Source organism: Microcoleus sp. BR0-C5 (assembly GCF_036705045.1).
GTDB lineage: Bacteria > Cyanobacteriota > Cyanobacteriia > Cyanobacteriales > Microcoleaceae > Microcoleus.
Genome location: NZ_JAUBTR010000136.1, coordinates 1 through 7,311, shown reverse-complemented (window position 1 = coordinate 7,311; position 7,311 = coordinate 1). Strand labels below are relative to the sequence as shown.

The 7,311-nt window shown below is 44.1% G+C and carries 9 protein-coding genes and 1 pseudogene; all 10 read right to left on the bottom strand.

From position 1 onward, the window contains the following. Nucleotides 1–39 precede the first annotated feature (39 nt). Nucleotides 40–627: a hypothetical protein gene (locus QUB08_RS30875; RefSeq protein ID WP_333229989.1), complete on the bottom strand. Its 588-nt coding sequence runs from the start codon at nucleotides 625–627 to the stop codon at nucleotides 40–42. 555 nt (nucleotides 628–1,182) lie between these two features. Further along, nucleotides 1,183–1,461, bottom strand: a complete 279-nt coding sequence (locus tag QUB08_RS30870) for a hypothetical protein (RefSeq protein WP_333229986.1) — start codon at nucleotides 1,459–1,461, stop codon at nucleotides 1,183–1,185. Continuing rightward, complete coding sequence (locus tag QUB08_RS30865; RefSeq protein WP_333229985.1) at nucleotides 1,454–1,999, bottom strand: hypothetical protein; 546 nt, start codon at nucleotides 1,997–1,999, stop codon at nucleotides 1,454–1,456. Before QUB08_RS30865 ends, QUB08_RS30870 begins: the two co-directional genes overlap by 8 nt. After that, nucleotides 1,990–2,253, bottom strand: coding sequence for a hypothetical protein (locus QUB08_RS30860; protein WP_333229984.1), 264 nt, complete (start codon nucleotides 2,251–2,253; stop codon nucleotides 1,990–1,992). Before QUB08_RS30860 ends, QUB08_RS30865 begins: the two co-directional genes overlap by 10 nt. Beyond that, the gene (locus tag QUB08_RS30855; protein WP_333229982.1) at nucleotides 2,253–2,762 is read right to left on the bottom strand and encodes a hypothetical protein; all 510 of its coding nucleotides are present in this window, start codon (nucleotides 2,760–2,762) and stop codon (nucleotides 2,253–2,255) included. Before QUB08_RS30855 ends, QUB08_RS30860 begins: the two co-directional genes overlap by 1 nt. After that, nucleotides 2,759–3,235, bottom strand: a complete 477-nt coding sequence (locus QUB08_RS30850; RefSeq protein ID WP_333229980.1) for a hypothetical protein — start codon at nucleotides 3,233–3,235, stop codon at nucleotides 2,759–2,761. The genes QUB08_RS30855 and QUB08_RS30850 overlap by 4 nt, the downstream gene beginning before the upstream one ends. A 270-nt stretch (nucleotides 3,236–3,505) precedes the next feature. Then, a complete protein-coding gene (locus QUB08_RS30845; protein WP_333229977.1) occupies nucleotides 3,506–4,729 on the bottom strand; it encodes a site-specific integrase in 1,224 nt (407 codons plus the stop codon). 334 nt (nucleotides 4,730–5,063) lie between these two features. After that, a complete protein-coding gene (locus QUB08_RS30840) occupies nucleotides 5,064–5,333 on the bottom strand; it encodes a flagellar alpha dynein (RefSeq protein ID WP_333229974.1) in 270 nt (89 codons plus the stop codon). Nucleotides 5,334–5,365: 32 nt separating this feature from the next. After that, a complete protein-coding gene (locus tag QUB08_RS30835; protein WP_333229972.1) occupies nucleotides 5,366–5,659 on the bottom strand; it encodes a hypothetical protein in 294 nt (97 codons plus the stop codon). A gap of 361 nt (nucleotides 5,660–6,020) precedes the next feature. After that, nucleotides 6,021–7,103 (bottom strand): annotated as a pseudogene (locus tag QUB08_RS32265) (ISAs1 family transposase). Nucleotides 7,104–7,311: the final 208 nt, after the last annotated feature.

Sequence of the window (7,311 nt, the reverse complement as noted above, 5' to 3'; positions counted from 1 at the left end):
GGCACAGATATTTTTCCTACAGTGAAGGTATGAAAATCCTTAGTCATCAAAGCCAGAACTGCGGAATGTGGGTTGTAAATCGCTTGTGTCAGTGATTCGCCATTTGCCCATGCCACCGATGCTAGTAGTAGCGGCGAAACCTAAATCCCACAAAATGTCAGCGCAAGATTCGCCATCAACAATAAAAATTTGTTGACTGTCGGCGATCGCCTTTTGAACATCGGCACGGCGGTATACAGGGATGCTGGCGCGTTCAACTTTGCCCAGACCCATCACCCAATTGTTTTTGTCTTTGTCCCAGTGCTGCTGCTTGATATCCTTTTTGCGACCGTCGCCGAAATCCATCCGACGCACTCTGACTAGCGGGGAACCGTCGCGGTCTGGATATTCCCAGTAGCGAGTTTGAGCAGGACGGACTGCTTTCTGAATTGGAGCGTAGAAAAAGTGACCGTCAGCATCAGACTTTTTAGTAGCCTCCCAACCAGTAGCGGGCTGTTGGTCGCGGTTACAAACAGAAAGCTCGCCGATGAAGTAGCACCAATCAGGTTTGCCACAGTGCAGGCAAGGATTTTCTTTGGAGACGCGAACTAGCTGAGATTCGGAATTTGATGTATTATTTGAATACATGGATTTAGCCCGTCCTCTGGACAGGTTGAATGTTTATAAGTTTCAAAAAGCCGTTGCACGTCAGGTTCCAATTGAAGGCAGCGGTTTTTTGTTGTTTGTGGGTTTTGAAATAGCTAAAATTTGGAACCTAGCTCTTGTTCACCAAAAAGCATGGTGAAAAAAGCCAGTTTCCCCGTACCAATGGGTTCTTCAGCTTAGGGTTTGTAAATTGGTGTGTTGCATCCTTGGTACGCGCAGCCCGCGTAGCTGCCAGTTTCTCGGACTCTGCTTAGATCCGCCCTCCCGCATGACTCTACTTTGGAAAGATTCCCGCAGAAATTTGCTTAAGGATATTTCAAAAACCCACTCAAGCCGAACATCTTGCGCCTACTCTTTCTAATTCCAAAGCTTTTTCTCAGTCTAAACGGCTGAGAGTCGTCTATAGATTAAGCTGTGTCGCCACAGCTTGGGACTCCACCAATTGCCTATTTGGTCTTAACAGATAACCTAGAGCACCCTTGTTTCTAGGGCCACCCTTGCGGGGCTAGGACTGTTTTACTTGTCTTGAATTTTACCTCAAGTTTGGTTCGATCGCCTTTTGCCACCCAGTACCGCGTCATAGGGTTTCGGTTGTGGTTCGCTGGGATTGGGTGCTGTGGGTGCGGATGTTATTACAAGCGGTGTTCTTACGTTATTTAGGTAATAGGCAAACTTATTTGCGTCACCCCGTTGAGCATAATATTTTTCCTTGCCATTCCACACGCAACCCTTAGTTCTTAAAAATGCCAAGGTGTTTGTAATTTCTGTTTTAGTTCCTATCACTCGGAAGCTTCCTAGTTGTAGTGATTCACTCATTGAGTTTCCCCTCAAACTGTTGCAAAATTGACTTTAATTTTACCTTGCCATCTGCAAATTTGCGCCCTCCCATTTTCAGTACATTCTCAACAATCCAAGTCACAGACTTACCCGCTTCCCTCGACTTACAAATTTCCAAGTATATAGGAAAATCTGGATGCTCGGAAGCGGAAGCGGTATCTTGCAAGTCGCTGCTATATATAGCTTCCAGCGCTTTTCGGCTGGCTTCCACATCAGCACCAGGGCTTGCCAGTATAAGTTCAGCTTCCTGCTGTCTTTGTTGCTGCGAAATATAGACGCTAGTAGAGATTTCATCCTCTACATCAGCCTTAATAGCGCGGGTTTTAAGTTCCTCAATTTCTCCCTCATCAGCTAATTGCCGAGCGATGTTGCCAGCCGACACTGCACAAGCAATCGCAGCGCATAAACTGACACCTTGCAACGCCTTGTGGGTGTCTAGCTTTTTGTCTAGTGCTGCTAGTGGAATCAACCACAATACGACAGAGGACGCACTCAACACAAACAGTTTTAGCTGCATAGAAACACTCCCAAACCAATCAACAGCATGGCTAAACCGCCTATTAACAATGCTTGTAAGTCGGTGACTGAAATCTTAATCAACTTGCTCAGGGAGTAGTCAAGTAACCAACTCAGCCCCCAAGCAATTGCAACTGCTGCTAACAGAAATAAAACGGTTTTCATTGCCATCGGATGCAAACTCGCTATCCACCCTAAAAGGGAGAAAGCGACGCATCCGGCAACGAAGTAGTTAGCCAGATACATCGCTTTCATTAGTTAGTCCCTCCGGTGAGCTTGGCTTTGATTGCATCAATCCGAGTTCTGGCATCGCTGTCAGCCTTGTCAATCCCTAAACCCAGTCGGGCATAGCCGGGACGCAAACTGTGCAAGTGCTTAGCTAGTCGAGTGTCTGAGCGCTTTTTACCCAGTTCATTATCAGCCACAACACCCTCATATTTGCGGTGTTCTTTATGAACTGTTTTGTCTGCAACTTCAATTTTTCCTAGTGCTTTGTAAGCGCGTTTAGACTGCCGTGCACCGTCTGTTTTCTCCTTTGCCAAATCCTTCATTGCGTCCGCTTCTTCCTTCGTGAAATAGCGCGGGGAGGGAACTACGGGAACACTACGAACTGAGTCAAAGTTACCAGGATTTAGCGGTGTGATAACGCTTGTGTCAGTGCTTGCCAGGACTTTTGATTTGTCAATAGCGTGTCCGCCGTCGTTGCTGGCAGCCAGTTTTCCAGCATCAGAATTGCCGCCAAATAGGCGTAGTTGTAAGCTCATAATTTTGTCCCGATTTGAATGTTGATGCGAACTGGGGAGGGAAATAAATTCAAAGGATTGATTTGACGCCACATAGACATTGCCAGCACAAACACTCCCGCCGATGCGAGTACAAGTGCGATGAGTTGAGAGAGGTCAACCCAGTCTAAAAAGCTGGTGGAATTCTGGCGGATGAAACCGCACACAGGGAATGAACCGTCGTTAGTCCAATCAAGGGTGTCTACACTGTCTACAGTTTGTGTGTCAAGCGGTTCAGGTCTCTTGTCTACAAAGCTGTCGGTACTATCTACACTGTCTACATTCACTGTGTCAAGCGATTCCCCGTCAACCAGGTACAGTTCTAGCAGCGATTCCCACGTAGCAGTTTTAGACAATTTCCCGAACTGTCTGGCGTCTTCATTGGTGAAGCCACGGTCAAAGGCGATCGCCTTGAGTTGGTCAATGCGACGGTAGCTGACTATGGGTTTAGTCATGACAAAACCCCGCCAACTCAATCATTAAGAGTTGCGATCGTCCGTCAAGACAATCGTCTAAAAATGTCATAATTTATCGGCTCCAAGCGTTGTGCATAAACGGTTGGGGAAGTCGTGACTTGGTTAGCGGGCTCAATCGCTAGTCAGTCGCGCATCAATCTTCCTCAGTTACTTAACGATCGTGTTTTCCAGCCACTTTGTCAACATAGGAACTGTAAAGTTTTGTTTCGCTTCGTAGCCCAAGTAGCGGGTCACAGAAAACAAGAATATTCACCCCATATCAGACTCTTGCACCACGCCCGGTAAATTAATGCGCTCAATATCAAAATGCAAATAGTGCTGCATAATTACTTCGGGCGAATTCCCTACAAGCTTAGCTAGCTTTTGAATAGGAAAATCATTATTAGCGTGGTACGAAATCATCGTGTGCCTCAGATTGTACGGAATGCGATATCGCATCTCAAGACTCTTGAGTAATGTTTTCCAAACAACATTTAAAGCAGCTTGACTAATAGGTTTTCCCATCTCATTAGTAAAAACAAAACCTTCCCGGTGCGGGATTGACTCAAGCAAAATTTGCAATTCTTGATTGACGGGAAAAGTCCGAACAAACTCTGTTTTAGTACCCTCTTTGGAAACAATCTTTCCACCAGAAGTCAGTACCTGTGCCTCGCAAAAAGTTATGATTCTTCTTGCAATATTGACATTCTTCCACTTGAGAGCGATTGCCTCACTGGGACGGCAACCCGTCAACCAAAGAAAGTAAACGTACTGGTAATATTGACTGTGCTTGCCCTTAAACCGAGAATGGGTATCATCTTTAAGAGCATTTAAGATGCGGTAAACTTCATCAACCGAGTACACGTCAATCTCTTTTTTCTCTTTTTTCTTGCCGCTGATTTTGACCGACCCCAAAACATCACGATACTCGATACCCCACTTGCGAGGTATATTACCCTGCTTGCTATGCCAGTCAACTGCCGCAGTTAAGTGCATGAACCGTTTTTTCGAGGTAGCAGCCGAGCGTTTTGTGTCATTAAGTATCCACTGAAGAATCTCCGACTTGTCCTCTAGTCGCTTAAACGGACATTTTTCTAGCAGTCTAGAAACATGGGTAATTTCATTGTTGATGTAAGTTTGTTCCCACGCACCTAGTGCTCGGTGAAAGTCAACATACTTTTTCCACAGCAGTGAAAGTTCGTCTTTGCGAACTATACGCAGAGAAGCTTTGTCGCTACTAGCTAGCAGCGGTTTTAATTCCCCAACAAAAGTTCGCAGATACTCCAAATCGATTATTTCAGCGCCGTCAACCAGTCGCTGTATTTCGCCGTCAAGCTTGCGTGCCAAGACCAGGGCTGTAAATTCGTCAGAACCGAGTCCGACAGTCGAGCGCCCAAATCTCTGATGCAAGCGCGCCGCGTAGTAGGGCCTGACTCGGTGTCGCTGCACCTGAAGATTGAGCCACCGAAACTCAGAATGTGCCGCTGGGTACATACTTCCCTCTCCAAACAGAGATTAATTCTACTCAGGAATGGTATACGAAAATGGTATACAAACAGCATTTATTTGAGTCTAGATTCGTACACATCTTATCGTGCAAGGGTTAGCGCTCTTGAATAGGCAGACTCGAAATCTACTTTAGGGGTAACTCTAACGTGGGTTCAAATCCCACCCTCTCCGTACATTCCTTACTCCACAAGGCTTTGATGCTATCCGCTTTTTTAGCCATCTGTGCAATTTATCGGCAGTGGTATATAAGAGTGGTATATAAACCGCTCCGGTATATACCACTTTTTGCTTTAACTCCACCCCTTCTCCGGGCGATCGGTCAGGACGAAAGTATTTCTAAAATTACCTCCATGTCTGCCGGTTCGGCCCTCGACTTTTTGCGCTGCGCTTTTAACTGGTTGAGTAAGTCGGCTGGCTCTGGAAACTTTGCGACGGTCGGAGCCGATTTTTTATTTGCTTCCCGATCGCGCCGTGCTTCTTTGAGCTCTTGCTCCAACATTTGAACCTTCAGCCCCAAATCGCCATTGCGCTCGTGTAACTGATTGAGTTCTGCATCCCATTCTGCAAGTTGCTTGTTGGCCGCTTTCAATTCCTGCCTGAGTGATTCATCATTGCCGTCACTCAGGCACTCAATTTTCCCAGCCGTTCCTCAATCCCTGCTAATTTAACCGCTAGCAGAGTGTCTAGCTTACTGTCTATCAATTTGTCTAGCACTGGTTCGATGTCCGAAATTTCGGACACTTGTGTTTGATGTTGAATTGGCGGCGCTGATATTGCCTGGTTGGCCGCTTGCTCTAAAGTTCGCACTACCCAAGCATTGACGCTCAATCCCTCTGCTGCTGCGACATCTTTAATGGTTTCGAGCAAGTCACGGCGGCCGTCCAATCTCAAGTTAAGCTGTACTCTGTCTGTCATGTCTAGTAACTATCTAGTAATCGTCTAGTTAAATGTTAGCATCTTGTCTAGTAGTTGTCTAGTGTATTTAGTATTTCTAGAAAATTTGCGTCACTTGTCTAATATATGTCTAGTGGGTGTCTAGACATAAAAATCCCCCAGTTAAGGCAGGGCTGTTTCATTCTCTTATTTTAGCTGTGCTAAAATAAGAGAATGAAAACATTAATGTCCGACTCGAACGCTAAAAATCAAACTATCAATTTTATTGATAGTTGAATAAACCGTTTTCCTTGCTCTCCTTGAGGTTGAAAACTTTATTTTTATAATTCTGAGCGGATTAGGGAGCTAATATACAATTTTAACTGAGTAAAAATATGAGCTTTTAAAATTCATAGTTTAGCCACCTTTGCCCGATTTTTAATGATGAAAAGCCTAAAAATCGGTAAAAATTAAGAGCAATGGTTGTCAGAACCGATAAATTAGTGACTGCTGTGTAGTTATGTCGAGGCCAAGTATCTTGTTTAAAGAATACATCCTTCACCCAATGTAACTGATTTTCTATAAGCCAATGCCCGCGAATTTTTGAGGCAAATATTTCGGCTGGTACTGATAAGCTGCTGATGTAATAGGCAAGGTGCTCATAATCTTTTTTACCACGAGTACCGCTTCTTTCGACTTTAATTAAACTGGTAATTTTACTCCATTTTGATTTCTCAAAACTCTGGGATACCATAGGGGGAATATCAAAGACAGATACCTTTCTCACTATGTTACGACCATGACTAATATCTACCGATTGGGCTTGACTTCTAGGTGGTTCATTTGCCGTAATTTTGACTGCGTGTTTCAACAAGTTTTTTTGATTGCCTTTAAGGGCGATAATATAATCATTTTGAGACTGATTAATTAGAGTAATTGTCTTTTTTTGACAGTGCAAAGCGTCTAAAGTAAATACTTGCCCGCTTAGAGGATAATTCCTTACTAGCTCGTGCACCTGTCCAATTTATGAAGTTTTTTTGTACTGAAAATTTTGTAGTTTGAGAACCTAACCACTTGTCTGACTAAATAAAGACACAAGTGACACAAAGTTTTGAGAACTATTGTCGGAGTTATTGCAAGTGGGTCTGAGAGATTTACCATCAATTGATACCCAATCATTCAAGTCGTTTGGAGTGGCAAAATGGCTAGCCCATTGATTAAATTATTCTACTAAATCCGAGGTATTCACAATCATCATTGCCCGTCTAATAGTAGAATAAGATGGTATTCGATACCTTGTGAGATGAAAAGTTTTAACTATCAGTTTTTGGTTAGACTTACCAAAGGTTTCTATATCTTTATATCCCAAATAACCGAACATTAGTCCCAAAACAACCAATAGTAATATCAGCCAAAAGGGATGTCTTTTTCCTGACATTTTTCGTGGGTCATTGACTTTTTTCAGAAATGGGATTAGAGTCAGCATATATATTTCTTGTTCAGCGATCGTTGAAAATCTTATCAGATAGCGCGATCGCTTTTACTTTTGCCGATCGGATCCGAGAATGAAACAGCCCTGCCCTTAGCCTTACTGTCCTTCTTTAGTCCTACCCCTTTGGGGTGAGTCGAGGGGGGATATTATTCCCCGCCCCTCTCAGTTAATTAGAGTCGATGCCTGTGTTACCACAGGACAC